Below are 26179 nucleotides of genomic sequence, written 5' to 3' on the forward strand. Positions count from 1 at the left end.
ACGTCGCCTTCTAGTGCTTGAGCAGGTTCGCGTCATCGAGCGACGCGGACCTGCGGGTTCGGAAGATCTGCATGATGATCGCGAGGCCGACCACCACCTCGGCGGCGGCGACGACCATCACGAAGAACGCGATGACCTGGCCCTCGATGTCCCCGTGCATCCGGGCGAACGCGACGAACGCCAGGTTGCAGGCGTTGAGCATGAGCTCCACGCACATGAAGACGATGATCGCGTTGCGCCGGACGAGTACGCCGACGGCGCCGATGGTGAACAGCAGCGCCGCGAGGACGATGTAGTTCATCGGGTCCACGAGGACTCGACCTCCTGCCCGTTGCCGTTGCTGTTCTCGGTGTCGCCGGTCCCGTCGGCGCCGTCGTCCGGGTCGCCGCCGGGGCCCTCGCCGGTGTCGGAGACGGGCTCGCCCTCCTTGGCGGAGGCCGGGTCCGAGGCCCCGCCGGGCAGCGCGGGGCTGCCGGTGCGGACGTCGGCGGGCACCCGCGACTGGTACTCGGGGTCGCGGGCGGTGAGCACCGGGTTGAGGGAGAGCTTGGAGACCGTGCCGTCCGGCAGCAGCGCGGGCATGTCGATCGCGTTGTGCCGGGCGTAGGTGCCCGGTCCGGGCAGCGGGGTCGGGTGGTCGCCGCGGATGCGGTCCTCGGAGATCTCCCGCTGGGTGCGCCGCTTCTTCGTGCGGGCGGTGTGCGCGAGCACCATGGCGCCGAGGACGGCGGTGATGAGCAGCGCGCCGGTGGCCTCGAAGGCGACCACGTAGCGCAGGAGCAGCTCGCCCGCGATCCACGGGATGGTGCCCCCGGCGGCCGCCGCCCCGGCGCCCAGCCCGACCGGGTCGCCCACGGAGATGCGGGTGATGCCGGTGGCCAGGGCGCCCACGAAGGCGAGCGCGACGACGGCGGTCATGATCCGCTGTCCGCTGAGCGTCTCCACGAGGGAGTCGGCCGAGCTGACGCCGATGAGCATCAGCACGAACAGGAACAGCATGAGGACGGCGCCGGTGTAGACGACGATCTGGACGACCATCAGGAACGGCGCCGCGTTGATGCCGTAGAAGATGGCCAGGCCGACCATGGTCAGCGCCATGGACATGGCCGAGTGGACGGCCTTGCGCGAGAAGACCACGCCGAGGGCGCCCAGGAGGACGACCGCGCCGAGGATCCAGAACGCGGTGGCCTCCCCGCCCGTGATGGGCGCGGCGAGGTACAGCGGGGCGTCCACGGGCGCGTCGAGCGGGACGTTGACGCCGTGGTGGGTCGTGGAGAGCGGGTTCAACGGACCCCCTCCGCGCTCTCCGCCGGGGCGCCCTGCGTCCCGTGCTGGCCGCGCCCGGTGGCGTAGTAGTCCTGCTCGGTGTCGCCGAGGCGCATCGGGTGGGGCGGCTGCTCCATGCCCTCCTTGAGGGGGGCGAGCAGCTGCTCCTTCGTCCAGATCAGGCTCTGCCTGCTGGTGTCGGCCAGCTCGTACTCGTTGGTCATCGTGAGGGCGCGCGTGGGGCACGCCTCCACGCACAGCCCGCACAGGATGCAGCGCAGGTAGTTGATCTGGTAGATGCGGCCGTAGCGCTCGCCGGGCGAGTACCTGTCGTCGTCGCTGTTGTCACCGGCCTCCACGTAGATGGCGTCGGCCGGGCAGGCCCAGGCGCACAGTTCGCACCCGATGCACTTCTCCAGGCCGTCGGCCCACCTGTTCAGCTGGTGTCGGCCGTGGAAGCGCGGCGCCGTGGGGCGCTTGACCTCCGGGTATTCGACCGTCGGCACCTTCTTGAACATGGTGTGGAAGGTGACGCCGAATCCTTTGACGGGGTTGAGCCACTCAAGCACCGGAAACCTCCTCACCCTTCTTGTTGCTCTCGGCGGCGACCGGGGCCGTCCGCGGCGGTTCGGCGAGCACGCTGCTGCCGTAGTGCGGGGCGGTGCTCGGCGGCACCGGGAACCCGCCGAAGGCGGGATCCTTGTGGGCGCGGCGCCGGCTCTCGGCCCGCAGGCGCGCCTCCTCGGCGCGTTCGCGGCGGGCGGAGCGCGCCCAGGCGGCGAACGCCCCGATCGTCGCGGCGGAGAACCCGGCGACCACGAGGCCGATGACGATCGGCGACGCGCCGTCCAGGACGAGCATCCGGACGACGGCGACGGCGGTGATCCACACCAGCTGGATGGGGATGAGCACCTTCCAGCCGAGCTTCATCAGCTGGTCGTAGCGCACCCGGGGGAGGCTGCCGCGCGCCCAGATGAACAGGAACATGACGCACAGGAACTTGAGCAGCCACCACAGGGCGGGCCACCAGCCCTCGTTGGCGCCGGGCAGGATCGCGCTGACCCCGGGCGGGGCGAGCCAGCCGCCGAGGAAGAGCGTGACGGACACGGCCGCGACCGTGCACATGTTCACGTACTCCGCGAGGAAGAACATCGTGAACTTCATGGACCCGTACTCGGTCATGAAGCCGCCGACGATCTCGCCCTCGCCCTCCGCGAGGTCGAAGGGCAGCCGGTTGGTCTCGCCGACCATCGTCACCAGGTAGATGAGGAAGGACGGCAGGAGCAGCACGGCGAACCAGAGCCCGCGCTGGGACTCGACGATCCCCGACGTGGTGAGGGTGCCGGACATGATGAAGACCGCGACGAAGGACAGGCCCATCGCGATCTCGTAGCTGATCACCTGGGCGGAGGCCCGCAGGCCGCCGAGCAGGGCGTACGGCGACTGGGACGCCCAGCCGCCGAGCACGAACCCGTACACGCCGAGCGCCGCGGTGGCCAGGACGACCAGGGCGGCGATGGGCAGGTCGGTGAGCTGGAGCGGGGTGGTGACCCCGAACATGTTCACCTCGGGCCCGATCGGGATGACCGAGAACGCGATGAACGCGGGCACGGCCGCGATCATCGGCGCGGCGATGTAGACGAACCGGTCCACCCCGCGCGGGATCAGGTCCTCCTTGAGGGAGAGCTTGATGCCGTCGAACAGGGACTGGAGGAGGCCGAAGGGGCCCATCCGGTTGGGTCCGTGGCGCTGCTGCATGCGGCCCATGACCTTGCGGTCGGCCATGATCATCATCAGCACGCAGAGCATGAGGAAGACGAAGATCGCCAGGGCCTTGATCGTGGTGATCCACCACGGGTCGTTGCCGAAGGCGCCCAGGGTCTCCTCCGAGGCGAGCTGGAGGACGCCCGTGTGGACGGCGGGGCTCACTGCTGCCTCCCGGCGGTGTGGTGGGACGCGCCCGCGGATTCGGGCGCGGACAGGATGACCGTGTCCCCGGCGCCGCTGCCGAGGTCGCGTCGGACGACGCAGCCGCGGGCGTTGGCCGGGAGCCAGACGACGCGGTCGGCGATGTCGGCGACGACGACCGGGACGGTGACGGAGCCGTGGGCGCCGGTGACGCCGAGCATCCCGCCGTCGGGGACCCCGACCTCGTCCGCGGTGGTCCTGGACAGGTAGGCGCGGGGCGGCCTGGCGGTGCCGGCGAGGAACGGCTCGCCGTCCTCCATGCGCCCGGTGCCGAGCAGCTGCCGCCAGGTGGACAGGACGGCCTGCCCGGCCTCCGGCTCGGGGACGGCGACCGGCCGGGTGGAGGGGCCGGAGGGCCGGTTCCCCGTCCACAGGCCCAGTTCGAGCAGTTCGCGGTAGGCGGACGCGGCGTCGGGCAGGCCGAGGTGCACGTCCATGCCGTCCGCGACGGCGGAGAGGACCCGCAGGTCGGAGAGGGCTCCGGGGACCTTGAGCGCGTCACCGAAGGGCCGGTGGCGGCCCTCCCAGTTGACGAAGGTGCCGGACTTCTCCGCGACGGCGGCGACGGGGAGGACCACGTCGGCGCGGTCGGTGACCTCGCTCGCGCGCAGTTCGAGGCTGACGATGAACGGCACCCTGGCCAGGGCCGCGCGGGCGGCGTCGGGGTCGGGCAGGTCGTCCAGCTCGACCCCGGCGACGACCAGGGCGTCGAGCTCCCCGGCCGCGGCGGCGGCGATGATCGCGGCGGTGTCGCGGCCCGGGCGCTCGGGCAGGGACCCGACGTTCCAGGCGCGGGCGACCTCGGCGCGTGCGGCGGGGTCGGCCACGGGGCGTCCGCCGGGCAGCAGGCCCGGCAGCGCTCCGGCGTCGACGGCGCCGCGCTCCCCGGCCCGGCGCGGCACCCAGACGAGCCGGGCCCCGGTGCGGCGGGACAGGGCGGCGGCGGCGGTGAGCGCTCCGGGGACGGCGGCGAGCCGCTCCCCGACGGCGATGACCGCGCCCTCCTGACCGATGGCCTCCACGACCTCGGGGTGGTCGACGTCGAGGGCGTTGAGGACGCGGCCCTCGTCGCCGGGCACGGCGCGGACGAGCGTGCCGTCGGTCTTGGTCAGGCCCAGGCTGGCGTGCGAGGCGACCGAGAAGACCTTCAGCTTGCGCTTGCGGGCGCCCTTGCGCAGGCGCAGGAACGTGGAGGGCGACTCGTCCTCCGGCTCGAACCCGGCCAGGAGCACGGCGGGCGCCTTCTCCAGGGCGGTGAAGTCCACGCCGACGGGGGTTCCCGCGACGTGGGCGGCCAGGAACGCGGCCTCCTCCTCGGAGTGGTCGCGCGCGCGCATGTCCACGTCGTTGGTGCCGAGGGCGACCCGCGCGAACTTGGCGTAGGCGTAGGCGTCCTCGTAGGTGAGGCGGCCCCCGGTGAGCACGCCGACCCGGCCGCGCGCGGCGGCCAGGCCCTGCCCGGCGAGGGTGATCGCCTCGGACCAGGACGCGAACTCCAGGGCCTTGGTCTCCTCGTCGCGGACGAGGGGGCGGGTGAGGCGGTCGGGCTGGGTGGCGTAGGTGAACGCCCACCGGCCCTTGTCGCAGTTCCACTCCTCGTTGACCTGCGGGTCGTCCCCGGCCAGGCGGCGGGTGACCTTGCCCCGGCGGTGGTCGGTGCGCTGGGCGCAGCCCCCGGCGCAGTGCTCGCACACGCTGGGGGTGGAGACCAGGTCGAAGGGCCGTGACCGGAACCGGTAGGCGGAGCCGGTCAGGGCGCCCACCGGGCAGATCTGCACGGTGTTGCCGCTGAAGTAGGAGTTGAAGGCCTCGCCGTCGGCGATGCCGACCTGCTCCTGGGCCCCGCGCTCCATCAGCTCGATGAGCGGGTCCCCGGCGATCTGCGCGGCGAACCGGGTGCAGCGGGCGCACTGGATGCAGCGCTCCCGGTCGAGCAGCACCCCGGTGGACAGCGGGATCGGCTTGGGGAAGGTGCGCTTGACGTCGACGAAGCGCGTCTCGCCCCGCCCCGTGGACACGGCCTGGTTCTGGAGGGGGCACTCGCCGCCCTTGTCGCAGACCGGGCAGTCCAGCGGGTGGTTGATGAGCAGGAACTCCATGATCCCGCGCTGGGCCTTCTCCGCCACCGGGGAGGTGAGGTGGGTGTTGACCACCATCCCCTCCATGACGGTGATGGTGCAGGAGGCCTGCGGCTTGGGCATGCCGCGGCCGTTGCCCATGTCGGGGATCTCGACCAGGCACTGGCGGCAGGCGCCGACCGGGTCGAGGAGCGGGTGGTCGCAGAACCTCGGGATCTGGATGCCGAGGAGTTCGGCGGCCCGGATCAGGAGGGTGCCCTTGGGCACCTGGATCCGGAACCCGTCGATGGTGACGGTGATCAGGTCCTCGGGCGGCGGCGCCGGCGCCGATCCGCCGGAGGAGTTGGAGGTGACGGTCACTGGTTTCCTCCCGTCGCGGCCGGGCGGTCGCCCCACAGGGTGGACTTGGCGTGGTCGAACGGGCAGCCGCCCTGTTCGACGTGGTCGATGTACTCCTGGCGGAAGTGCTTGATGGAGGACATGACCGGGCTGGTCGCTCCGTCGCCGAGGGCGCAGAACGAGCGGCCGAGCAGGTTGTCGCAGATGTCGAGGAGCTTGTCGAGGTCGGCCTCGGTGCCCTCGCCGCGCTCGATGCGGTCCAGGACCTGGACCATCCAGTAGTTGCCCTCGCGGCAGGGCGTGCACTTGCCGCAGGACTCGTGCGCGTAGAAGGCGATCCACCGGCCGACGGCGCGGACCACGCAGGTGGTCTCGTCGAAGACCTGGAGCGCGCGGGTGCCGAGCATGGACCCGGCCGCCCCGACCGACTCGAAGTCGAGCGGGGTGTCCAGGTGCTGGTCGGTGAAGATGGGCGTGGAGGAGCCGCCGGGGGTCCAGAACTTGAGGCTGTGCCCGGCCCGCACCCCTCCGGCCATGTCGAGGAGCTCGCGCAGGGTGATCCCGAGCGGCGCCTCGTACTGGCCGGGCCGGGTGACGTGCCCGGACAGGGAGAAGAAGCCGAAGCCGGCGGACTTCTCGGTGCCCATGGACGTGAACCACTCGGCGCCGTTGGCGACGATGCCGGGGACGCTGGCGATGGACTCGACGTTGTTGACCACGGTGGGCGAGGCGTAGAGCCCGGCCACGGCGGGGAACGGCGGCTTGAGCCGGGGCTGGCCCCGGTAGCCCTCCAGGGAGTCCAGGAGGGCGGTCTCCTCGCCGCAGATGTAGGCGCCCGCCCCGGCGTGGACGACGACGTCGAGGTCGAAGCCGCTGCCGAGGATGTCCCGGCCGAGCAGTCCGGCCTCGTAGGCGTCGGCGACGGCCTTGCGCAGGCGGCGGATGACGTGGACGACCTCGCCGCGCACGTAGATGAAGGCCTGGTTGGACTTGATCGCGTACGACGCGATCGCCACGCCCTCCACCAGCACGTGCGGGTTGGCGAGCATGAGCGGGATGTCCTTGCAGGTGCCCGGCTCGGACTCGTCGGCGTTGACGACGAGGTAGCGCGGGTTGGGGTTGTCCTTGGGCAGGAACCCCCACTTCATCCCGGTGGGGAACCCGGCGCCGCCGCGGCCGCGCAGGCCGGACTGCTTGACCAGGTCCACGATGGCGTCGGGTTCCATGGCCAGGGCCTTGCGCAGCGCGTCGTAGCCGCCGGTGGCCTGGTACCCGTCGAGGGTGAAGGAGTCGGCGCGGTCCCAGTTGCGGGACAGGATCGGGGTCAGGGTGGTCATTTGGCGCCCTCCTCACCCTGGTCGCGGGTGGGAAGGTTCGCGGGGTCGGGCGCGGTCCAGCCGTTGCGCCGGGCCACGTCGAGTCCGGCGAGCGAGGCGCCCGCCGCCTGGACGCCCTCGCCGGCGCGGCCGTCGTCGAACCCGGCGAGCACGCGGGAGGCCTGCTTCCAGGTGCACAGGCTCGCGGGGCCGCGCGTGGGGGCGACGTCGTTGCCGAGCCGCAGGTCGTCGACCAGCCGCTTGGCGGTGTCGGGCGTCTGGTTGTCGAAGAACTCCCAGTTGACCATCACGACGGGGGCGAAGTCGCAGGCCGCGTTGCACTCCAGGTGCTCCAGCGTGACCTTGCCGTCCTCGGTGGTCCCGTTGTGGCCGACCCCGAGGTGGTCCTTGAGGGACGCGAAGATCTCGTCGCCCCCCATGACGGCGCACAGGGTGTTGGTGCACACGCCCACCTGGTAGTCGCCGCCGGGGCGGCGGCGGTACATGGTGTAGAACGTGGCGACCGCGTTGACCTCGGCGAGGGTGATGCCGAGCTGGTCGGCGCAGAAGCGCATCCCGGCCGTGCTCACGTGCCCCTCCTCGGACTGCACCAGGTGCAGCAGGGGGAGCAGGGCGGAGCGCTGCCGGGGGTAGCGGGCGATGATCTCCTTGGCGTCCGGTTCCAGACGGGCCGTGACCTCGTCGGGGAACCTCTCGCGCACGACCTGCGCGCTGTCCGCGCTGTCGGGTGTGGTGTCGTTCTGGTTCACCGGTCCACGCCTCCCATCACCGGGTCGATACTGGCCACGGCCGCGATCACGTCCGCCACCGTGCCGCCCTCGCACATGGCGGCGACGGCCTGGAGGTGCGTGAACGAGGGGTCGCGGAAGTGCACGCGGTGGGGGCGGGTGCCCCCGTCGCTGACGGCGTAGCAGCCGAGTTCGCCCTTGGCGCTCTCGACGGCCGCGTAGGCCTGGCCGGCGGGCACCCGGAAGCCCTCGGTGACCAGCTTGAAGTGGTGGATCAGGGCTTCCATGGAGCTGCTCATGATGTGCGCGATGTGGTCGGGCGAGTTGCCCAGCCCGTCGGGGCCGAGGGCCAGCTTGGCGGGCCAGCCGATCTTGGCGTCCTGGATCATCACCGGGCCGGGACCGAGCTTGTCCAGGCACTGCTCGATGATCTTCAGGCTCTCCTCCATCTCGGCGATGCGCACCCGGTAGCGGGCGTACACGTCGCCGCCGTCGGAGACGGGGACGTCGAACTCGTAGCCCTCGTAGCCGCAGTAGGGCTTGGACTTGCGCAGGTCGAACGCGAGTCCGGAGGCGCGCAGCAGCGGCCCGGTGACGCCGAGCGCCATGCAGCCGGGCAGGTTGAGGTAGGCGACGTCCTTGGTGCGGGCGAGGTAGACGGGGTTCTCGTCCAGGAGCTTGCGCATGATCTGGATGCGCTTGGGCATCTCCTTGAGCAGCTCCCGGACCTGGCCGACCGCGCCGGGCGGCAGGTCCTGCGCCACGCCGCCGGGGCGGACGTAGGCGTGGTTCATCCTCAGGCCGGTGACCAGCTCGAAGATGTCCAGGATCATCTCGCGCTCACGGAACCCGTTGGTCATGACCGTGGTCGCGCCGAGTTCCATGCCGAACGTCGCCATCGCCACGAAGTGGGAGGCCATCCGGTTGAGCTCCATCATCATCACGCGGATGACGCTGGCGCGCTCGGGGACGCGCTCGGTGATGCCGAGCAGCTTCTCGACCGCCAGGCAGTACGCCGTCTCGTTGAAGAGCGGCGTCAGGTAGTCCATGCGGGTGACGAACGTGGTGCCCTGCGTCCACGTCCGGTACTCCATGTTCTTCTCGATACCGGTGTGCAGGTAGCCGATGGCGACGCGTGCCTCGGTGCAGGTCTCACCGTCCAGGGTGAGGATCAGGCGGAGGACGCCGTGGGTGGACGGGTGCTGGGGGCCCATGTTGACGACGAGGCGTTCGGCGCTGGTGGCCTGCGCCTTCTCGATGACGTCGTCCCAGTCCCCGCCGGAGGCGTCGATGTAGTCCTCGGTGACGGTCATGCCGTGCCTCCCTTCGTGGCTGAGTGGCTGTGGGTGCTGGCGGTCACGTGTAGGACCTCCGCTCGTCCGGCGGGGGCACGGTGGCTCCCCGGTACTCGACGGGGATGCCGCCCAGCGGGTAGTCCTTGCGCTGCGGGTGGCCGCGCCAGTCGTCGGGCATCTGGATGCGGGTCAGCGCGGGGTGGCCGTCGAAGACGATGCCGAAGAAGTCCCAGGCCTCGCGCTCGTGCCAGTCGTTGGTCGGGTAGACCGACACGATCGACGGCACGTGCGGGTCGGCGTCGGGGCAGGTGGTGACGACGCGGATCTCGCTGTTGTGGCTGATGGAGCGGAAGTGGTAGACCGCGCGCAGTTCCCGGCCGGTGTCGTCGGGGAAGTGCACGCCTGTCACCCCCGTGCACAGCTCGTAGCGCAGGGCCGGGTCGTCGCGCAGCACGCGCGCCAGTTCCAGGAGCGCCTCGCGGCGCACGTGGAAGGTGAGTTCCCCGAGGGCGACCTCGACGCGCTCCACCGCTCCGGCGTCCTCGCCCAGGGCGGCCTCCAGGTCGTCGGCCACCCTGTCGAAGTCCGCGGTGCGCGGGTCGTCGGGGTCGGTGTAGGGGCGCGGGCTGTTCGCGGGAGCGCTCCCCCTGACCTGGAGGCCCCCGAAGCCGGAGGTGTCGCCCCCGGTGGAGCCGCCGAACATGCCGGTCCGCCTGACCGGGGCGGCCAGCCGCTCGCGTCCCTGCTTCTCGGGCAGGTCGGCGGCTTCCTCGTTGCGCTCTTTCTCGCTCATGTCAGTCCCTCGTCACCACGGGCAGCGACCGGCGGAGCATCCGCTCCTCGATCTCGGTGATCTCCAGCTCCCGGTGGGCGCCGAGCTTGGTGTTCTGGACCTTGTCGTGCAGCTTGAGCACGGCGTCGAGGAACATCTCCGGCCTGGGCGGGCAGCCCGGCAGGTAGATGTCGACCGGGACGACGTGGTCCACGCCCTGCACGATCGCGTAGTTGTTGAACATGCCGCCGCTGGAGGCGCACACGCCCATCGCGATGACCCACTTGGGCTCGGGCATCTGGTCGTAGATCTGGCGCAGGACGGGGGCCATCTTCTGGCTGACCCGTCCGGCGACGACCATGAGGTCGGCCTGGCGCGGGGTGGCGCCGAACTTCTCCATGCCGAACCGGGCCAGGTCGTAGTGGGGGCCGCCGACGGCCATCATCTCGATGGCGCAGCAGGCGAGCCCGAACGTGGCGGGCCACATGGAGCTCTTGCGGGCCAGGCCCACGACCTGCTCGACGGTCGTGAGCGCGATTCCGCTGGGGAGTTTCTCTTCGAGTCCCATCAGCTGCGGACCTCCTCCGGGCTGGGCTGGGCGGGCTGCCGGGTCTGGGCGGGGCGCGCGGTGGTCGTCAGTCCCATTCGAGGCCTCCGCGGCGCCACTCGTAGGCGTAGGCGATGGAGACGTTCACCAGGAAGAGGACGATCGCGACCAGTCCGAACCAGCCGAGGGCGTCGAAGTGGACGGCCCAGGGGATGAGGAAGATGATCTCGATGTCGAAGATGATGAACATCATGGCCGTCATGTAGTACTTGACGGTGAAGCGGCCGCCGCCCGCGGGCTGCGGGGTCGGCTCGATGCCGCATTCGTAGGCCTGCATCTTGGCCCGGTTGTAGCGCTTGGGGCCCATGACCGCCCCGGCCACCATCGACACCACCACGAACGCGGCGCCGATCCCGCCGAGCACGAATATCGGTGTGTAGAGCTCCACGGGTCACCCTCCTTCTGGCTGGTCGGCACGCTCGCGCATGCTTGTGATTGCTTTCACTAGCTCATCTCTTCGGTCGTCCCGTGCTGTCCTGTTGTGGCGCCGGACCCGACCGCCCGGCCGTGTTGTCCCAGTGCTCCGCGCCCGGTTCCCCGGGGCGGGCGGGCGGCTCCGGGGATCGGGGCCGCCCGGCCCGCGGAGCGGCTAGGCCGCGGGGGCGATCCTGGTCAGGCCGTTGATGACCCTGTCCATGGCGTCGCCCTGCGTGGGATCGGTGAGGTTGGCGAGCATCTTCAGCGCGAACTTCATGAGCGTGCGCTGGCGCAGGCCGTACTTGGTCGCGTACTTCATGAACTCGGGCTGGCCGATGACCTTCACGAAGTAGCGCCCGAGCGTGTAGTAGCCGCCGTAGGTGTCGGCGAGCACGTCGGGGTAGCTCAGCAGGGTCCGCTCGCGGGTCTGCTGGGTGGGCCGCCCGTGCGCCTGCACGATGACGTCGGCGGCGATGTTCCCGGCCTCCATGGCGTAGGCGATGCCCTCGCCGTTGAAGGGGTTGACCATGCCGCCGGCGTCGCCGACGAGCATGAGCCCGCGCGAGTAGTGCGGGACGCGGTTGAAGCCCATGGGAAGGGCGGCGCCGCGGATGGCGCCCTTCTGGTTGTCCTCGGTGAAGCCCCACTCCTCGGGCATGGACTCGGTCCAGCGGCGCAGGAGCTTGCGGTAGTCCACGTCCTGGAAGGAGGCGGTGGAGTTGAGGATGCCCAGGCCGACGTTGCTGGTGCCGTCGCCGACGCCGAAGACCCAGCCGTAGCCGGGCAGGAGGACGTCCTTGTCGCCGCTCCTGTCCCACAGCTCCAGCCAGGACTCCAGGTAGTCGTCCTTGTGGCGGGGGCTCTCGAAGTAGGTGCGCACGGCCACGCCCATGGGGCGGTCGTCGCGCTTGCGGATGCCCATGGCGACGGACAGCCGGGAGGAGTTGCCGTCGGCGGCCACGACCAGCGGGGCCCGGAAGGTCACGGGCTCGCGGTCGGCGTCCTTGGCGTGGACCCCGACGATGCGGTTGCTGCGCTCGTCCATGAGGGGGCCGGTGACGTTGGTCCGCTCCAGGAGTTTGGCGCCGGCGGACACCGCGCGGTCGACCAGGATCTGGTCGAAGTCGAGCCGGGTGCGGACGAGTCCGAAACCGGGGTAGGCGGCCAGGTCGGGCCAGGGGAGTTCGAGGCGGACGCCGGCGCCGACGATGCGCAGGCCGTGGTTCTTGATCCACCCCTCGTCCTCGAAGGTGATCCCCATGGCGGTGAGCTGCTTCACCGCCCTGGGGGTCAGTCCGTCGCCGCAGACCTTCTCCCGGGGGAAGGCGGTCTTCTCCAGGAGCAGGACGTCGAGTCCCGCCTGGGCGAGGTAGTAGGCGGTGGTTGAGCCGGAGGGGCCGGCGCCGACGACGATGACGTCGGCGTCGTACTCGGTCCGCTCCCGGCCTCTGGGAGAGGAGGTAGCTGTCTCGCTCACGGGTGGGTCCTCGACTGCTCGCGCGGTGCACCGTGGCGGGCCAGTGCGGGGACGACCCGCTCACGGGGGATGGTATGGGTGTTGTGGGACTTCCAACATGTCCGGTATGTGGCCATGTGTCCTGCGCCTCGTGGCCTTGTGAAGCACTTCACAAGGCTCTTTTCCGCAGTCTAGACCCTTACGCACCGCGAGGCGACCCCCGGGGGGCGCGCTAGACGTGTTATCCCCAAACGGGATATTGCTCCCAGATAGCCCCACTGGACACCTAAAGGCATCACCTTCTGACAAAGGTGCAGCTCATGATTGTTTCCGACACCCCAGGGGACCCAGTGGCAACACAAAAAACCCGGAGAACGCCCTGTTCTCCGGGTTTTGCGTGCTTATTAGCTATAAAAGAAGTATCGAGCTTCCTGGGCGCTATGTCGGTTTCTACTTGTCCCGGAAACCGCGGTGCAGGGCGACGATGCCCGTCGACAGGTTGCGCCAGGCGACCCTGGACCAGCCCGCGTCCTGGAGGTCGCGGGCGAGGTCGGCCTGCTTGGGCCAGGCCATGATCGACTCCGACAGGTAGTCGTAGGACTCGCCCCGGCCGGACACCGCGCCCGCGATCTTGGGCAGGGCGGCCATGAGGTAGGTGGAGTAGAGCTTGTCCACGAACTCCACCGGGATGTGGCTGAACTCGCAGATGACCAGCCGGCCGCCGACCTTGGTCACCCGCAGCAGCTCCCGCAGTGCCTGGTCCACGTCGCTGACGTTGCGCAGGCCGAAGGAGATCGTGACCGCGTCGAAGGTCTCGTCGGCGAAGGGGAGGCTGAGGGCGTCGCCCGCCACGAAGGTCACGCCGCCGGTGGAGGCGCCGCCCCGGCGCTTGGCGCCCGTGGTGAGCATGCCCAGGGAGAAGTCGCACGCGATGACGCGCGCGCCCTTCTTCACGAAGGACTCCGAGGAGGTGCCGGTGCCCGCGGCGAGGTCGAGGACCAGCTCTCCGCTGTAGGCCTCGACGGCGTTGACGACGGCCTTCCGCCAGATCCTGTCCTGTCCCAGCGAGATGACGTCGTTGACGAGGTCGTAGTTTTCGGCGATGCCATCGAACATCGCCGCGACGTCCTGGGGCTTCTTGTCGAGCTTCGCGCGGGTCATGGCACAAGACTAAGGGTGCGCTCCGTGCGGCCGTACCGCTCCCCCGCCCCGCCCGCGCCGTGCCTCCCGCCGCCGCGCCCCGGCCCCTTCCGCCGGCCCCCGGCCCGGCGCCCGCGGCCCGGCTCCGTCAGCCGTCCGGCCGGATCCGCCCGAACCTCTCGGCCATGACCGGGCCGAGGTGCCCGACCAGGGCGTATCCGGGCTGCCCCGGCCACGGAAGGGAGTAGAGGAACGACGTGCCGATCACCACGTCCACCTCGGGGACCCCGCGCGCGCTCTGCTCCTCCAGGAAGCCGAGGACCCCCTCCCAGTCCAGGCCGTGGCTCCCGTCGGAGAGGAACGACGCGACCACCGCCCGGGTGACGTCCCAGAAGAAGACGTGGGGGAGCGGGCCGCCGTCGAGATCGACGTGGCACTCGTAGTCCTCCTCCAGCCAGGGGACCGCGGCCACGAGGTCGGTGACGAGCTTCTGCGACTCCTCGTCCACGAACAGTCTCCCGGTGTCGTCCATAGGTGAACCGTGCTCCGTCCGCGAGGGTCTCGGACGGAACACCCTGCCGTGGCCCGGCGGTGCGCGCCACCGATTATCCGGCGCGGGCGGGCCGTCGCGTCACGGCCGCGCGGCGGGGTCCCGGGGCCGGACCCCGGTATCGGCTCGGTGGAATTCGGCCGTACTTCCAAGCGCATTCCGGAAGGCCATTTCTGCCCCCGTCCGAGAGGCGGCGGGGAGAAGGACGTACCCGCGGGTAGGAATCCCCCGACCTCGCATCCTTTCCGGCGCCACCGGGGAGGACAAGGACGCGCGACGGGGATGATTCCCGAACCGCACGCGGCTAACGTGCGTCCTATCCCCCGGAGGAGGACTCCGGAGAAGGAGGGGTGGAAGTGAAGTTCGACGTGGTCGACCCGAGCGACGAACAGGCCATCCTCGACGAGGAGGCGGCCCCCGGCGAGCAGGGGGCCGAGGACGAGCCCCTGCCCCCGGGCGTCCATCCCCGGCTGGACCGGGCCGCCCGTCAGATGCACACCCGGATCAGCGCCGACCTCGGTACCCTCGGCGAGAGCCTGAACCGCCTGCACGCGCACATCGAGACCGCGCGGAGCCGCGAGACCGAGGACGCCCCGCAGGCCCCGCCGCCCACGAACTTCCGGGCGGGCGCCTTCTCGCGCCCCCCGTCCCCCTGATCCCCGTCCTGGTGAGGAGAACCCCGTGTCAGCCTGGAACATCCTGCCGTCCGAGGTCGGCGGCGTCCTGACCACCGTCGCCGGACACATCGGCGAGGAGGGCGGCAGCGAGGGCCTGGTCGGCTCCATGACCTCGACCGAGACCCTGCTCACGAGCATCAGCGGCGAGGCGAACAGCGCCCCCGTCAGCATGGCCCTGGGCGAGTTCGCCGAGCACAACTTCGGCCTCATGGGCGACATGGCCGGGGTGACGGTCAGCGCCGTCACCGGGGCCAGCGAGGCCACCACGCACTACGTCAACGGCAACCTGGAGATGGCGGCCGAGGCCCAGCAGAACGCCGGCGTGCTCCCGGAGCCGGAGCCCGAGCGTCCGGTGTACGGCCCCCACGTCCCCTAGGCGCCGCCGTACCCCCGGCCCCTGATCCCGGCCCTGTTCCATCTCCCCGGTTCCCTGCCCCGGAGACCCCTACCCCGACTCGCTCCGGATCCCAGATGGAGACGTCCACGTGACCGAGATGTGCACGCCCACCGGCGGCCTGATCAACCCCTCGATGTTCCCCGTTCCCACCGCCGACCCCGCCGAGCTGGAGACCCTGGCGGGGCAGCTCCGCACGGCCGGGACGACGGTGTCCGGGATCGGGGCCGACATCAAGAGCGCGTGGTCGGGCCTCTCCGGCTGCTACACCGCGCCCGAGTCCGGGACCCTGCTCGCGGCGGTCGACTCCGTCGCGACCGACGGGGACTCGGTGGAGACCTCGACGGGCAAGGCTGCCACGGCCCTGGAGACCTTCGCCGAGGCCGTGCGCGACATCAAGGGCAGGTGGGCGACCCTCACGACCGACTCGAACGCCTTCCTCAACTCCATCGACACCAGCAACGACGACTGGAAGCAGGCCGACGGCTTCTGGAACCGGCTCGTCGGCAACGAGAGCGACAAGGTCGGGGAGCACCAGGCCCTCCTCGACCGCGCCGACGCCCTGCGCCAGGAGTACGAGCAGGCGGAGCGGGACTGCGCGAACGCCATCAACGCCGACATCCCCGGCCGCACGAGCTTCGTCTCCGCGAACGCGGACGGCAGCCCGCCCGGGGCGAACGAGTACCAGCACGGGTTCGACGGGTACCTGGGCGACGTCGACATGGCGTGGGGCGGCTCCCAGGAGACCGACCACGGCTGGTGGGTGGACGCGGGGTCCGCGGTCAAGGACTTCGGGGTGGGCATCGCCGAGGACGTCGGCGGGTTCGTCGGCATCCACAACTCCGACGGCTGGTTCCAGGGCAGCTGGGGCGACAACCTGTGGGAGTACCACGAGGGCAACCTCCAGTCGGCGGCGTCGCTGGTGGGCATGTACGACGCCGAGAACGACAGCTGGGGCTTCCAGGGCTGGGAGCGCACCGGCGAGATCGCGGGCGGGGCGTGGAAGGACGCCGCGCACGCGGTGGTGCCGTGGGAGGAGTGGGGCGAGCGGCCCGGCTACGTGATCGGCACGGCCCTGCTCAACATCGGCGCGACGGTGGCCGGCGTGGCCCTGTCCGCCACCGGCGTGGGCGCGGTCGTGGGCGCGCCGCTCCTGGCGTGGCGCGGTTCGGCGATGCTCAACCGGATGGGCGGCGACGGCCCGAGCGTGAACACGCCGGACATACCGGAGTTCGACGTGAACAACCTCAACCTCGGCATCCCCGGCCGGTTCGGCGGCAGTGGCTCGCCCACGTTCGACTTCGACATGAGCGACCTCGACACCGGCTCCTTCAGCCCGTCGCAGCTCGGCGAGATGCGGGCGGCGCTGGACCGGATCAACGGCGGCAGCACCGGCGGGACCGACCCCGTCCCGGACGGGACGCCGGACAACCGCCGGGTCACCCCGGTCAACAACAACGGCGACGACGGCGCGGACAACCCGTCCCGGAACCGCGACGCCACCGCGGACCAGCTCCAGGCCACGGACGACTTCCTGGACATCGTCAACAACCCGGAGAACGCCGACTTCGGACGCGAGGTCACCCAGCGCAACCAGGCCGAGATCGACGAGGTCGACCGCAACGCCAAGACCGGCCCGAACCGCGAGGGCTCGTGGGAGGGCAACGACATCGAGCCCGACCGGCCCGACCTGGAGAACGACCCGGCCCGGGTCCCGGTCACGCCGCGCGGCGACACGATGGAGGCCGACCGGCCCCGCGACACCTCGGCGGAGGACGTGTACCGGCTCACCGGCACGGGGCCGCAGGACTTCGACACGCGGGCGGACACGGGTGACACGGGCAACGGCCCCGAGATGCGGGACCGCACGCCCACGGTCACCAACAGCGTCGACAACGGCAATGGCAACGGCACGCCGGGGAACGGGGACACCGGCAGCACCGGCAACACCGGGCCCGTCTCCAACGACTCGTCCGGCGGCGAGGGCGGCTCGGGCGGTGACCGTCCCGGGATCCCGGGCTCCCCCGACTTCCACGGGGGTTCCGAGGGGAACTCGGGCGGCGGCTCGGACTCGGACGGCCCGGACGGCTCCCGGGGCGACGGGAGCGGCGACGGCGAGCGCCCGTCGAGCCCGACCACTCTGGAGGAGTTCCAGGAGCACACCTGGGGGGACAAGGACGACCCCGCCAATCAGCAGGCCTTCCGCGACGACCTGCGCAGGCTCCTCAACGAGGACCAGGACGGCCGCGCGTACAACGACTTCTACAAGGAGTACTACAAGGAGGGCAACGGCCACCGGAAGCACGCCGACACCACGATCGGCCCGGACGAGTGGCAGCTCCCGCAGATCAGCCGTGCGGACAGCAGCAGCGACTGGGTCCCGTTGGAGGCCGCCGAGCAGCCCCGGTTCCTCGGGGAGAAGACGGAGCTCCGCCTCGACGGTGACGAGTTCAGGCGGACCGACCTGGCGCCCGAGGAGCTCGCACGGCGCAACCAGCTCAGGAACGACCTGGGCGGCCTCGACCACCTCGCCCACGACAGGCGTGTCTCCATCAACGCCTCCATGCGGGCCCGGGACCACCTCGCGGCGATGGAGGAACTGCACGGCGAGTACAAGGACAAGGGGCCGAACCACCCCCTCGTCGAAGAGGCGAAGCAGAAGTACCGGGAGGCGCACAAGTACGCCACGGACGTCGCCGAGGACTTCGGCGAGGAGACCGCCAGGATCGGCGCCCGGCACGAGTTCGACGGCAGCACGATCCACGACGGAAACGGCGATCCGGTGATGCGCCACGTCGTCGACGAGGACGGCGACACCGTCTACGGAGACGACGGCAAGCCCGAGCTGACGGAGCTGCGGCCGAACCTGGACGGCGCGGAGGAGATCAGCCCTTCGCCGTTCGCGCCGAAGAACGGCAACGACCAGTTCGACCAGGTCTACCGCACCGTGGACGGCGACATCGTCATCGTCGAGGCCAAGAGCAGCACCAAGACCGATCTCGGGGAACGCAACGTCACTCCTGCGGGCGAGGACCCCAGGCGGGTGAGCCAGGGTACGCGCGCGTATGTGGAGGACATTCTCAGGGTGATGCGCGAACGCGGCGGCCAGGCGGGCAACGCCGCGGAACGCCGCCTCGCCGAGGAGATCCTGGACAAGCTGGACCAGGGCCGGGTGACCTACGCGGTGTTCAAGGGCGACCCGGTCGACGTCTACCGCCAGGACTCCAACGGGCAGTACGTCACGGACGCGGACGGCCGGAGGGAATGGACCGGTGATTCCCGCGCCAACGGCTACGATCACCAGATCTTCGACCTCTCCAACAAGGAGGCTTCATGACCGCTTACGTCTCCCGGCACGAGATGGACCACGGGATCGATGAGGAGGAGATCGCCTACCAGGTGAAGCGCCGGGCGAAGATGGTCCAGAAGACGGTCCGGAACGCCGCGAACATCGGACTGTGGCTGGGTCCCGTGCTCCAGACCGCGGAGGAATCCCTCCTGGTGGATCCTCCGGCCCGCGATCTGGAGACCTGGGAGGCCTGGACCGTCGCGATGCAGTTCCACAACGCGGTCTTCGCCCTCTCCGAGGCCGAGAAGGGCAGCACGGTCGAATACCTGATCGACCAGCAGGTCCGCACCCTGGAGTCCCCGGGCCTGATCCACACCGCCAACGTCGGCACCTGGCAGACCGCGTTCTTCCTCGCGGTCACCTGCCGCGCCAACACCCACGCCGAAGCCCTGTGCCGCATCCCCACCGAACGCCTGCGTCGAGCAGGAGAGGCCGGGGGCATCACCCACAACGAGTTCAGCTTCCACTGGACCGCCGCGCTACAGGCCTACGTCAACGGCACCGACGACCTGGCGGCCGAACTCCGCCGGGCCATGGAACTCTCCGACCCACGCCGGGGCGCGTTCGGCGGCGAATACCTGGACCTGGTCACCTTCCCCCAGATGGACGTCTTCCGCCTGCTGCTCATGGGAGACGCGGCGGCCTTCAACCAGGTACTCGCCGAGGCACTGGAATCCTTCAAGCGCTACCAGACACGCGAGGACGCCCCCGCAGGCGTCCACGGCGTCGTCCCCCTGGGACTCCTTGCCATCGCCTGCCTGGCCCACGACAAGGCCCAGATCGATCCGGACTTCTCCCTCGACGTGGAATCGGAGTACCTGCCCGAACACATCGTGAAACGATCCTGGTACGGCGAGTTCCCCGTCTGACCCAGGAGGCCGTACGCGGTGGGCCACCTCGTCGAGCACACTCGGTCGAACAACGGCCGGAGGTGCCCGGACCAGGGGAGGACCGGTAACGAAGGGGCCGAGGAACACCTCGACCTCAACGACGACAACGACGCTTCCCCGGGCGCTCCCCAGAACCCCGAATTCCGTGCGGAGAATTCCGACGGGAACGGCGGGCACCTCATCGAAACGCAGTTCTTCGAAGCTGGCGAGCGCCTGAACCCGGCGCCCATGCTGGAGAACCCGAACCAGTCGAAATCGGCGACGGACACGCACAGGGACAACTACTACAAGCTTGAGGAGGAATGGGCTCGGCTGACCCAGAAAGACCCTGCCACCGGACTTCCTAAAGCACAGGTCAGCGCTAGGATCAGGGTAAGTACGCAGCCGACATGACAACTCCGAACAGGATTCGGACAGACCACTCGATCAACGGGGTGCCACAGAAACCGGTCCGGATCTCCAATATCCCGGAAATGAACCGAGGAAAAGGAATCCATGGCCACGCAGGCACTCACAACCGAAGAGCAGCAGGAGATCCTCCGCAGGATCGGAGGCATTCTTCTGGGCCTCGCCCCTGACGGCTGGACGGAGATCCGGTGCCACTACAGCGGGCTGGTCGGGATCTCCACGATTCACACGGAGGCCGCCGTCAGGGACGGCGCGATCCACAGGATCGACCCGCCCGACTCGGTGTGGGACGAGATGGACAGGCTCCGGCCCGGCATGTACAGCGAGGGCAAGGGGACCTGGTTCTCCGCGGTCTACACCATCGAGCGCCCGGCCCGTTTCCACGTCACCTATGACTACGACAACCCGCCGGAGTTCGACGTGCCGCCCTCCGACGGCTCGTTCGTGCTCGAACAGCGGCACTTCCCCAGGTCCGAGGAGAACATCCCCGAGTGGATGCGGGAGAGGATCCGCAGCGCCGGCGAGATGTCCGAGTAGGCGGGTACGGGCGCCGTCCCGGAACCCCGCGACGGGGTCCGGGCCCGGGGCTCCGTGGACCGCGCGGTTCCCGCCGCCCGGACGGCGGGTCGGCTGCCAGAACCCCTGCCGCACCGGAACTTCCGTGAACCGGACGGGAGAAGTACGGATCGTAACCGGCGAACAGGAAGCGTCGGCCCGCCCCGGGCCGCGTCCGCCGACACCAGGGAGTGACAGCATGGCCGAGGTCCGGTTGGAGATGGGCGAGCACCCGCTGTCCCCGGAGACGCGCCGACGCTTCCCCTGGGCGCGGAGGCAGCCCCCGTACACCCGCGCCGAACTCAACCAGGTCGTGGCGGAGGCCGATGCCATGAAGCGGGAGTGGCTCTCCGCCCGCGCCGAGCTCAGCGGCCTGGTGCCGCGCCTGGAGGAGTCCGAGCGGGCCGCACGGGCGTCGGCCCCGGATTCCCGGGGGACGGCCGGGGAGGTCGCGGGCTTCCTCGCCCGGGGCAGGACGCTGCTCGCGGCGGGGGACGATCCCGAGCAGGTGGCCGGATACGCCGACGCGGGGAGGAGGTCCTTCGGCGAGCTGGTCCGCCTCCTGGCGCGCGGCGTCCGGCCCGCGGAGATGAGGGCGCTCAACGCCGTCGGCCGCATGCGTGCGGGCACCGAGACCCTGCGCACGTCGCTCACCCGCATGCGGGTCCTGTGCGACCGGGTCGAACAGGCCGGGGCCCGGTGGCCGGGAGGGGCGTCCGGGGGCGGGGCCTCGGTGTCGGCCACCCCGCCCGGCGCCGTGCGCGGAGTCCTCGCGGACCGGCCGGTCGCGCGCGCCGGTGGCGGACGCGGGGCCGGGGCCGCCGCTCCGGCGGCGCCCTCACTCCGCGGGCGCGTCCCGTCGAACGGCTCCGGGGAGCACCGGGTCCCCCGGTCCCGCTGACCGCCCCGCCTCCTCCGACGCGGGTCCGCCCCGGCTGATCCGACGCCTCGGCGCGTCGGTGCGGAGCGACCTCCCCGGGTGCGCGCGAGCCCCGTGACGGGACCGTGCACGGGTCGGCGGGGCGGACAGGAGGCGTTCCCGGGGCGCGACCGTCCCATCGCGACTACTCTTGGTCGTTCAACGAATCCTCCGAGTGATCGACCGTGGAGAGACATGCGCCTGCGAACCCTTCTGGCCGCCACCGCCCTCACCGCCGCCGCACTGGCGGTCGGCGCCGGCACGGCCGTCGCCGACGAGACCCTCGACCAGGCCTGTGCGGCCGTGGGCGGGGTGCTCGACCACCCCCTCTCCCCCGTCTCGCTCAACACCACCACGAGCCTCCCCGTGGACTGCCTCGTGGCGCCGTAGCCGGACCCGCCCGCGCACCGCGACCGATCGACCTTCCCCGCCGGCCCCGCCCCCGCGGGGGTCGGCGGGCGTTCACCCCTCGGCGTCCAGTACCGCCATGAGCCGGGCGATCGTGGCCGCCTCCTCCCGCGCCCCGATCTCCAGGGCCCGGTCGTGGACCTGCCGCAGGGTGGAGACGACCTCCTCCAGCGGCGGCACCGGGACGGCCAGCTGCTCGACCAGGGTCCTCGGGTAGCGCCGGTGCCCCCCGAGTGTGCGGAGCGACATGAGCCGCCCCTCCCCCTCCCACCGGATGAGGGTCTTGGGGTCCACGCCGAGGACGCGCGAGGCCTCACGCGGGGTCAGCAACCTCTCCACCGGTCGTACGGAAACGTCTGGGGCGGGGTTCTCCGGGGCTCGCTCCGCCACCGGTCTCCCCCTTTCTTGTCGCGTCGTCACGGGCGGCACCTCAGATCCGGGCCTGCGGCCGGTCCAGCTCGAACCACACGGTGGTGCGGTTCCGGTCGTGGAAGGTCCCCCACCTGGCCGCCTGGACGTGCACGAGGCGGAGCCCCAGGCCGCCCTCCCTCTCCAGGTCGAGGGGGCGCATGTGCGGGGTGGAGCCGGCCTCGCCGCGCGGCCCCTGGTCGATGACCTTCAGCTGGACGCGGTCGGGGAACCAGTGGACGGTCACGGTCACGTGCCCTCCCTCGTCCCCGCTGCGCGAGTGGGTGATGGCGTTGTTGAAGAGTTCGCTGACCAGGTACTGGGCGGTGTCGGCGGTCGCGGGCGGCAGGACCGTGGCGATGCGCCTGCGCAGGACGGCGGCCTGTTCGGGGCGTCCGGCGACGGCCAGGGCGTGGCAGTCGGGGACCCCGCACGTGCGGTCGAGCACCATCGGCGCGCGGTCGTCGGGGTCCGTGACCCGGCGGGGCAGGGGCTCGGAGCCGCCGGTGTCGGGCTCGCGGTTCGGCACAATGCGGATGGCTGGTCGCACCTGTATTCCCTCCCTGGGTCGGCCACTACGCGCGTGGCCCGTGGCACCACCCTGGGGCCGCCCGTGGGCGGGTTCCAGCGAAATCACCGAACGGTCACACTTAGTCGTTACAGGCTCTATCGGGTCGTGTCCTGGTCTTGCATGGGTCGTAGTGGCGATAACCCGGAAATGGGAGTCGTAGTGAGCCTCAAGGCCAACCCCAGGCGCAAGACCCTGGGCAGGAAGATCGCGGCGGCACGGAGCCAGGCCGGAATGACGCAGGGACAGGTGGCCAAGGCGCTGAAGGTCGTCCAGTCCACGGTGTCCGCGTGGGAGAAGGGCAGGCGGAGGCTGCCTTCGGACCGGGCGGAAGAACTCGATGCGCTCTTCGATTGCGGCGGTGCGATAAATCGGGCCTGGAACGCGGCGAACGAGCCCGACGCACTACCGCCCTGGTACACGGAGGTCGGACAGCTGGAGCGGGAGGCGACCGAACTCCGGGAGTACCAACCGGTGATCTTCCCTGGACTGATCCAGTGCGAGAACTATGCGAGGGGACTGCTCTATGACAGCGGTCCTTGGTTCTCGGCAAAAGAGGTGGACCAGATGGTCACCCTGAGGATGGCTCGTCAGGAAGTCTTGGTGAAGCCTGAAAGCCCTCCGCTGGTGTCGATCGTGGTGGAGGAGCCGGTACTTCGTCGAACTGTTCAAGGTGGCAAGGGCGTGCTCCTGGAACAGCTGAGCCGCGTCGTTGGGTTAATCGAGAGGGGCGAAATCCGCTTCCAGGTCATCCCGAGCGACGCGGAGTGCCATCCGGGCGGTTCGGGGCCCTTTCGTCTCTACACGTTCCCCGACAAACCCGTGGTGGCCTCAGCCGAACACATGGAAGGTGAGCAGCTCATGGATGGCATGATGCAGGTGCAACACTGCGCGACGCTCTTCGGCGTTCTCCAGGCCGAAGCGCTGTCGCCCCGTGCGAGCCGGGAACTCATCAGGAAGGTCAGGGAAGAACTCGATGACGAAGCGTGAGCCCCACTGGCACAAGAGCAGCTACAGCGGTGCCTCGGGGAGTTGCGTCGAGGTCGCGGAGGGGAAGGCTGTTCTGGTGCGCGACACCCAGAACCGACCCCTCGGCCACATCGACTACACCGCCGAAGCGTGGGCATCATTCCTGCGCGGGGTGACCACCCACCGCGCCTGAGCCGACGAGGCAGAGGAGCCACCGTGAACGCCTGGCACAAGAGCACCCACAGCGGCGAAGCGGGCAGATGCGTCGAGGTCGCCGAAGGAGAGTCGGTCCTGGTGCGCGACACCGAGAACCGACCCCTCGGCCACATCGACTACACCCCCGAGGCCTGGGCGGCGTTCCTCGGCTCCACCACCCTTCTCCCCTGATCCCGGACACGACGACGGCCGACCAGCCCTCTGGTCGGCCGTTCTCCCGTTCCCGCCCCATGACGGGGTGCCTCCGCCGACGCACGCCGTCCGGCTGACGGGCCGACGCCCTCGCCCTCTGGGTTCACCCGGTCAGTGGTACTCCCACATGACCACTCGCGCGCCCGCAAAGTCCCTCTTCTCCAGGTCGCTGCGCCGGATGATCCAGAACGGGCAGCCTGTGCAGTCGGGGTCCGCCTGCATGGGGTACTGCGCCTGGGCCAGCAGGACCCACTCCTCCTTCGCCCTCTCCTCCGGTGACTGCATGACGGGCGGGTCCTGCGGGGAGTAGGCGTAGCCGCCCAGGAGCAGATCGACCGCCCACACCTGCTTCCGCTTGTCGTGGTGTTCCAGGCCGTACTGCCGGTAGACCCGTCGGAGCTCCGGGTCGTGGAGGGCGTCGTCGCCGTCCGTCGGCAGGCTCAGAATGGTCCGGGCGTAGAGCGGGCGCGGGTCCGTGTGGGGGGTGGCCCAGTATGCGGCCCCCTCCTCGTCCTCGATCTCCCCGAGGTCCTCGCGCAGGGGCTGGGGAGACCGTTCCTCCGTGACCGTCCCGACCGGGACGTACACCACGTAGTCGCCGTCGGCGGGCTCGTCGTCGTCGAGCGGGTCGTGCTTGTTGGCGAAGAACAGCAGGTGGCCGTCCTCCGGCAGCGGGATGTCTAGGGCGTCCCGTGGCAGGGCCGCGCAGTCGACCGACGCGACCAAGTGCGGGTAGGAGCCCCATGCGGCGTCCGGGGGAAGGGAGGGGAGACCGCCGTACCGCCCGGCCAGGACCCCGCCGTCCTCCGCCGAGGACGTCAGCTCGATCTGGGGGCGGGCGAGGCCGAGGGCCAGGTCGATGGCGTGTTCGGGCACACCGGCCTCGCGGGCCGCCTGGCGATACTGCTCAGGACTGTCCATGCCGGACATGCTGCCCCATTCGGCGGACACTCCGCCGCGCTCCGCACACGCCCCGGAACCAGGCCCCCGGGTCCCGGGCGGCGGCCCTCGACCCAGAAGCCCATATCCCCTGATCACGGACATAAAAACGGCCCACCGGCGAACCGGTGGGCCGTTTTCTCAACTTTCCCCGCCTTACTTTCCGATACCTCCCCCACCCCACCCCCCGACCCCCTACTCTCTGTCTCGACAAGCCACCTGCACCAAATGACCCCGCAACGGCTGAACACCGTTCGGGGTCGTGGCCAGCAACTCCAAACCTTTTAGACCCAAGGATTGCCAGCATGCGCCAGTTTAGCGCTGCGGCCCTGACCCCTGCCTTTCGGCTGGTCATGGCCCTGTTCATCGCCCCTCGCGGACGCCACGCCTCCCCCGGGCTGTTGCGCCGCCGCCGGTCCACCCGGGTCCGCCGCTACGCGCCCGTTCCCGTTCCGGCCCCGGTGGCCGCGCCCGACACCGCCACGGCCGCCGCTCCGACCCCGGGGACCCCTCCCCGCCCGGTGCGGGACCTGGCTCCCCCGCGCCACACCTGCGAGGCCGGGGACGTCGCCCTCGTCCGGCCCTACTACGAGGCCCACGAGCGGGAGAGCGATCGCGAACGGGCGCTGCTCCGCGTCCAGGCCGAGGCCAGCGCCCGCCTCCACGGCTGGGTCCCCCGGCCCCGCACCTCCGGCGACCTCCTCGCCGCCCCGTCCCCGCTGCCCCTCACTGCGTACGGGCCGCCGGTTCCGCTCGCCGGGACCGCGACCCCGGAGACCTGGGACGACCTGGCCGCCGCCACCCACGGGTGGGGCGGTCTGCGGGCCCGTCAGGGGGTCCCGGCATGAGGCCCCGCGTCTTCTGGGAGCACCGCGTCTACCCCGGGCACCTGTCCGGGCTGGGCGGGGTCCGCGCGGACCTCGCCGCCGACCTGGCCGGGTTCGATCCGGACACGGTGGACACGCTCACCCTCGTCACCAGCGAACTCTTCGCCAACTGCTGCAAGTACACCGACTCCGGCCACGAGGGCGGCGAGGTCCTGCGCGCGCTGTCCATGCCCGACCCGGGCACCCTGCGCGTGGGCCTGTCCGACTTCGGCGGGGGCGGCGGCGTCCCCGCCGTCCCCCGCGAGCGGACCGCCGACGAGTGGGACCGGGCGGAGGGGGAGCGCGGCCTGCTCATGGTCGAGAACCTGGCCTCCGCGTGGGGCCACCACCGGCTCGCGCCCTGGGCCGACCTGGGCACCCACGTGTGGGCGTCCCTGACCTTCGACCCGGCCGGGGTCCCGCCGGGCCTGCGCCCCTACGTGTTCACCCGCTGAACCGCCCCGGGGG

At 70.8% G+C, this 26179-nt stretch carries 30 protein-coding genes; 13 read left to right on the top strand and 17 right to left on the bottom strand.

From position 1 onward, the window contains the following. Positions 1-10: 10 nt before the first annotated feature. The 14 genes from nuoK to ACWGL3_RS02710 form a co-directional block, all read right to left on the bottom strand. On the bottom strand, positions 11-310 hold the full coding sequence (gene nuoK, locus ACWGL3_RS02645) for an NADH-quinone oxidoreductase subunit NuoK (RefSeq protein ID WP_013156051.1): 300 nt from the start codon (positions 308-310) through the stop codon (positions 11-13). Beyond that, on the bottom strand, positions 298-1287 hold the full coding sequence (locus tag ACWGL3_RS02650) for an NADH-quinone oxidoreductase subunit J (RefSeq protein WP_431061458.1): 990 nt from the start codon (positions 1285-1287) through the stop codon (positions 298-300). Before ACWGL3_RS02650 ends, nuoK begins: the two co-directional genes overlap by 13 nt. Next, a complete protein-coding gene (gene nuoI, locus ACWGL3_RS02655) occupies positions 1284-1835 on the bottom strand; it encodes an NADH-quinone oxidoreductase subunit NuoI (protein ID WP_267946784.1) in 552 nt (183 codons plus the stop codon). The genes ACWGL3_RS02650 and nuoI overlap by 4 nt, the downstream gene beginning before the upstream one ends. Then, the gene (gene nuoH, locus ACWGL3_RS02660; protein ID WP_267946785.1) at positions 1828-3195 is read right to left on the bottom strand and encodes an NADH-quinone oxidoreductase subunit NuoH; all 1368 of its coding nucleotides are present in this window, start codon (positions 3193-3195) and stop codon (positions 1828-1830) included. Before nuoH ends, nuoI begins: the two co-directional genes overlap by 8 nt. Further along, entirely contained in the window at positions 3192-5672 is a 2481-nt protein-coding gene (locus tag ACWGL3_RS02665) for an NADH-quinone oxidoreductase subunit G (RefSeq protein ID WP_267946786.1), read from the bottom strand. Before ACWGL3_RS02665 ends, nuoH begins: the two co-directional genes overlap by 4 nt. Next, entirely contained in the window at positions 5669-6988 is a 1320-nt protein-coding gene (nuoF, locus tag ACWGL3_RS02670; RefSeq protein ID WP_452460709.1) for an NADH-quinone oxidoreductase subunit NuoF, read from the bottom strand. Before nuoF ends, ACWGL3_RS02665 begins: the two co-directional genes overlap by 4 nt. Beyond that, positions 6985-7737 carry an NADH-quinone oxidoreductase subunit NuoE gene (gene nuoE, locus ACWGL3_RS02675; RefSeq protein WP_267946788.1) on the bottom strand — a complete coding sequence of 251 codons (753 nt, stop codon included), beginning with the start codon at positions 7735-7737 and terminating at the stop codon, positions 6985-6987. Before nuoE ends, nuoF begins: the two co-directional genes overlap by 4 nt. Next, entirely contained in the window at positions 7734-9029 is a 1296-nt protein-coding gene (locus ACWGL3_RS02680) for an NADH-quinone oxidoreductase subunit D (RefSeq protein WP_267946789.1), read from the bottom strand. The genes nuoE and ACWGL3_RS02680 overlap by 4 nt, the downstream gene beginning before the upstream one ends. Positions 9030-9072: 43 nt before the next feature. Next, positions 9073-9804 carry an NADH-quinone oxidoreductase subunit C gene (locus ACWGL3_RS02685; protein ID WP_452460710.1) on the bottom strand — a complete coding sequence of 244 codons (732 nt, stop codon included), beginning with the start codon at positions 9802-9804 and terminating at the stop codon, positions 9073-9075. A 1-nt stretch (position 9805) separates the two neighbouring features. Further along, complete coding sequence (locus ACWGL3_RS02690) at positions 9806-10351, bottom strand: NuoB/complex I 20 kDa subunit family protein (protein WP_344177191.1); 546 nt, start codon at positions 10349-10351, stop codon at positions 9806-9808. A 67-nt stretch (positions 10352-10418) separates the two neighbouring features. Then, positions 10419-10778, bottom strand: a complete 360-nt coding sequence (locus tag ACWGL3_RS02695) for an NADH-quinone oxidoreductase subunit A (RefSeq protein WP_267946792.1) — start codon at positions 10776-10778, stop codon at positions 10419-10421. 201 nt (positions 10779-10979) lie between these two features. Continuing rightward, complete coding sequence (locus ACWGL3_RS02700) at positions 10980-12284, bottom strand: geranylgeranyl reductase family protein (RefSeq protein ID WP_267946793.1); 1305 nt, start codon at positions 12282-12284, stop codon at positions 10980-10982. A 429-nt stretch (positions 12285-12713) separates the two neighbouring features. After that, the gene (locus ACWGL3_RS02705; RefSeq protein ID WP_267946794.1) at positions 12714-13424 is read right to left on the bottom strand and encodes a demethylmenaquinone methyltransferase; all 711 of its coding nucleotides are present in this window, start codon (positions 13422-13424) and stop codon (positions 12714-12716) included. Positions 13425-13551: 127 nt separating this feature from the next. Next, the gene (locus tag ACWGL3_RS02710) at positions 13552-13935 is read right to left on the bottom strand and encodes a hypothetical protein (RefSeq protein WP_452460711.1); all 384 of its coding nucleotides are present in this window, start codon (positions 13933-13935) and stop codon (positions 13552-13554) included. A gap of 374 nt (positions 13936-14309) precedes the next feature. On the opposite strand from ACWGL3_RS02710, the gene ACWGL3_RS02715 reads away from it, so the two are divergent. From ACWGL3_RS02715 to ACWGL3_RS02750, 8 genes are all read left to right on the top strand, one after another. Next, complete coding sequence (locus tag ACWGL3_RS02715) at positions 14310-14609, top strand: hypothetical protein (RefSeq protein ID WP_267946796.1); 300 nt, start codon at positions 14310-14312, stop codon at positions 14607-14609. 25 nt (positions 14610-14634) lie between these two features. Next, positions 14635-15006: a DUF6507 family protein gene (locus tag ACWGL3_RS02720; protein ID WP_267946797.1), complete on the top strand. Its 372-nt coding sequence runs from the start codon at positions 14635-14637 to the stop codon at positions 15004-15006. 118 nt (positions 15007-15124) lie between these two features. Further along, the gene (locus tag ACWGL3_RS02725) at positions 15125-18361 is read left to right on the top strand and encodes a hypothetical protein (RefSeq protein ID WP_452460726.1); all 3237 of its coding nucleotides are present in this window, start codon (positions 15125-15127) and stop codon (positions 18359-18361) included. Next, a complete protein-coding gene (locus ACWGL3_RS02730; RefSeq protein WP_267946798.1) occupies positions 18358-19242 on the top strand; it encodes an immunity 49 family protein in 885 nt (294 codons plus the stop codon). Before ACWGL3_RS02725 ends, ACWGL3_RS02730 begins: the two co-directional genes overlap by 4 nt. Positions 19243-19260: 18 nt before the next feature. Further along, positions 19261-19656: a DNA/RNA non-specific endonuclease gene (locus tag ACWGL3_RS02735; RefSeq protein ID WP_267946799.1), complete on the top strand. Its 396-nt coding sequence runs from the start codon at positions 19261-19263 to the stop codon at positions 19654-19656. Positions 19657-19758: 102 nt separating this feature from the next. Further along, entirely contained in the window at positions 19759-20208 is a 450-nt protein-coding gene (locus tag ACWGL3_RS02740) for a hypothetical protein (protein WP_267946800.1), read from the top strand. Between the two features lie 217 nt (positions 20209-20425). Then, positions 20426-21127, top strand: a complete 702-nt coding sequence (locus ACWGL3_RS02745; protein WP_267946801.1) for a hypothetical protein — start codon at positions 20426-20428, stop codon at positions 21125-21127. Between the two features lie 213 nt (positions 21128-21340). Further along, the gene (locus ACWGL3_RS02750) at positions 21341-21535 is read left to right on the top strand and encodes a hypothetical protein (protein WP_267946802.1); all 195 of its coding nucleotides are present in this window, start codon (positions 21341-21343) and stop codon (positions 21533-21535) included. A 72-nt stretch (positions 21536-21607) separates the two neighbouring features. Here the strand turns inward: ACWGL3_RS02750 and ACWGL3_RS02755 are convergent, their stop codons facing one another. Continuing rightward, positions 21608-21883: a MerR family DNA-binding transcriptional regulator gene (locus ACWGL3_RS02755; protein WP_431061459.1), complete on the bottom strand. Its 276-nt coding sequence runs from the start codon at positions 21881-21883 to the stop codon at positions 21608-21610. A 100-nt stretch (positions 21884-21983) separates the two neighbouring features. Next, positions 21984-22511, bottom strand: coding sequence for an ATP-binding protein (locus ACWGL3_RS02760; RefSeq protein ID WP_267946804.1), 528 nt, complete (start codon positions 22509-22511; stop codon positions 21984-21986). A 180-nt stretch (positions 22512-22691) separates the two neighbouring features. On the opposite strand from ACWGL3_RS02760, the gene ACWGL3_RS02765 reads away from it, so the two are divergent. The 3 genes from ACWGL3_RS02765 to ACWGL3_RS02775 are packed head-to-tail and all read left to right on the top strand — an operon-like array spanning position 22692 to position 23885. Next, entirely contained in the window at positions 22692-23519 is an 828-nt protein-coding gene (locus ACWGL3_RS02765; protein ID WP_267946805.1) for a helix-turn-helix domain-containing protein, read from the top strand. Beyond that, complete coding sequence (locus ACWGL3_RS02770) at positions 23506-23691, top strand: DUF397 domain-containing protein (RefSeq protein ID WP_267946806.1); 186 nt, start codon at positions 23506-23508, stop codon at positions 23689-23691. The genes ACWGL3_RS02765 and ACWGL3_RS02770 overlap by 14 nt, the downstream gene beginning before the upstream one ends. A gap of 23 nt (positions 23692-23714) precedes the next feature. Next, positions 23715-23885 (top strand): DUF397 domain-containing protein, encoded by a 171-nt coding sequence (locus tag ACWGL3_RS02775; protein ID WP_452460712.1) that lies wholly within the window; start codon positions 23715-23717, stop codon positions 23883-23885. A 132-nt stretch (positions 23886-24017) separates the two neighbouring features. Here the strand turns inward: ACWGL3_RS02775 and ACWGL3_RS02780 are convergent, their stop codons facing one another. Then, the gene (locus ACWGL3_RS02780; RefSeq protein ID WP_452460713.1) at positions 24018-24827 is read right to left on the bottom strand and encodes a DUF1963 domain-containing protein; all 810 of its coding nucleotides are present in this window, start codon (positions 24825-24827) and stop codon (positions 24018-24020) included. A 323-nt stretch (positions 24828-25150) separates the two neighbouring features. Between ACWGL3_RS02780 and ACWGL3_RS02785 the strand changes: the two genes are divergently transcribed. Then, complete coding sequence (locus ACWGL3_RS02785) at positions 25151-25693, top strand: hypothetical protein (RefSeq protein ID WP_452460714.1); 543 nt, start codon at positions 25151-25153, stop codon at positions 25691-25693. Then, a complete protein-coding gene (locus tag ACWGL3_RS02790) occupies positions 25690-26166 on the top strand; it encodes an ATP-binding protein (protein WP_452460715.1) in 477 nt (158 codons plus the stop codon). Before ACWGL3_RS02785 ends, ACWGL3_RS02790 begins: the two co-directional genes overlap by 4 nt. Positions 26167-26179 lie beyond the last annotated feature (13 nt).

Source organism: Nocardiopsis sp. NPDC055824, assembly GCF_053616335.1.

Coding starts and splice junctions, on each gene's coding strand:
- ACWGL3_RS02705 (WP_267946794.1), bottom strand. CDS start 13,424: ATGACCCGCGCGAAGCTCGACAAGAAGCCCCAGGACGTCGCGGCGATG.
- ACWGL3_RS02785 (WP_452460714.1), top strand. CDS start 25,151: ATGCGCCAGTTTAGCGCTGCGGCCCTGACCCCTGCCTTTCGGCTGGTC.
- ACWGL3_RS02780 (WP_452460713.1), bottom strand. CDS start 24,827: ATGGACAGTCCTGAGCAGTATCGCCAGGCGGCCCGCGAGGCCGGTGTG.
- ACWGL3_RS02690 (WP_344177191.1), bottom strand. CDS start 10,351: ATGGGACTCGAAGAGAAACTCCCCAGCGGAATCGCGCTCACGACCGTC.
- nuoF (WP_452460709.1), bottom strand. CDS start 6,988: ATGACCACCCTGACCCCGATCCTGTCCCGCAACTGGGACCGCGCCGAC.
- ACWGL3_RS02710 (WP_452460711.1), bottom strand. CDS start 13,935: ATGGACGACACCGGGAGACTGTTCGTGGACGAGGAGTCGCAGAAGCTC.
- ACWGL3_RS02725 (WP_452460726.1), top strand. CDS start 15,125: ATGTGCACGCCCACCGGCGGCCTGATCAACCCCTCGATGTTCCCCGTT.
- ACWGL3_RS02730 (WP_267946798.1), top strand. CDS start 18,358: ATGACCGCTTACGTCTCCCGGCACGAGATGGACCACGGGATCGATGAG.
- ACWGL3_RS02790 (WP_452460715.1), top strand. CDS start 25,690: ATGAGGCCCCGCGTCTTCTGGGAGCACCGCGTCTACCCCGGGCACCTG.
- ACWGL3_RS02745 (WP_267946801.1), top strand. CDS start 20,426: ATGGCCGAGGTCCGGTTGGAGATGGGCGAGCACCCGCTGTCCCCGGAG.
- ACWGL3_RS02680 (WP_267946789.1), bottom strand. CDS start 9,029: ATGACCGTCACCGAGGACTACATCGACGCCTCCGGCGGGGACTGGGAC.
- ACWGL3_RS02740 (WP_267946800.1), top strand. CDS start 19,759: ATGGCCACGCAGGCACTCACAACCGAAGAGCAGCAGGAGATCCTCCGC.
- ACWGL3_RS02685 (WP_452460710.1), bottom strand. CDS start 9,804: ATGAGCGAGAAAGAGCGCAACGAGGAAGCCGCCGACCTGCCCGAGAAG.
- ACWGL3_RS02750 (WP_267946802.1), top strand. CDS start 21,341: ATGCGCCTGCGAACCCTTCTGGCCGCCACCGCCCTCACCGCCGCCGCA.
- ACWGL3_RS02770 (WP_267946806.1), top strand. CDS start 23,506: ATGACGAAGCGTGAGCCCCACTGGCACAAGAGCAGCTACAGCGGTGCC.